General features: G+C 73.5%; 1 protein-coding gene. It reads right to left on the bottom strand.

The annotated features are described in order from the left end of the window. Positions 1-58: 58 nt before the first annotated feature. On the bottom strand, positions 59-703 hold a 645-nt coding region (locus FV228_RS31630), incomplete at its 5' end, for a CheB methylesterase domain-containing protein (protein ID WP_147857962.1).

The raw sequence follows: 703 nt of genomic DNA, 5'->3' as shown, positions 1-703 counted from the left end.
GGCGAGATCCGCGTGCGGCGGCGCCCCGGCGTCGGCCGTCGGGGGCAGGGTCGGTTTCTTAAGGGCCACGGCGGCGTTCCCCGGCTCGAGCGCCGGCTTCCGGGGCACGGAGCCACCCGACGAGCTGCTCTGCGATCGCGTCGCACGGCAGGACCAGGCTGGCCCCGCCGCGCTTGATGAGTTCGTGCGGCATGCCGAAGACGATGCTGGTGTCCTCGTCCTGCGCGATGGTCATGCCGCCGCCGGCCCGCACCCGGGCCATCGCCTCGGCGCCGTCGTCGCCCATCCCGGTAAGCTGCACGGCGATCAGCCGGTTGGCCGGGAGATGCGCCAGGGCGCTCTCGACCATGCGGGTGACGCTGGGATGCCAGATATGCTCGTTGCTCTGCGGCAGCGGCGTCGCGGAGTAGCCCGTGCCCCGGCGGGTGACGACGAGGTCGGCATCCCCCTTGGCGATGTAGACCGTGCCGGGCTCGATCGGCATCTGCCGGGCGACCTCCACCACCGAGACGGCGCAGAGGTCGTTCAGCCGGCGGGCGAAGACGCCGGTGAAGCTGCTCGGCATGTGCTGCGCGACCAGGACCGGCCAGGGGAAGTCCTTCGGCAGGCGGGGCAGGATCTCCTCCAGCACGCCGGGCCCCCCCGTGGACACGCCCACCAGCACCAGCCCGGGCGGCCCCCCGCGCGCGAAGAAGACCCGGGG

The organism is Methylobacterium sp. WL18 (assembly GCF_008040015.1).
GTDB classification, from domain to species: domain Bacteria; phylum Pseudomonadota; class Alphaproteobacteria; order Rhizobiales; family Beijerinckiaceae; genus Methylobacterium; species Methylobacterium mesophilicum.
Note: the sequence above shows the minus strand (reverse complement) of the source record. Positions and strands in the feature narration are given on the sequence as shown.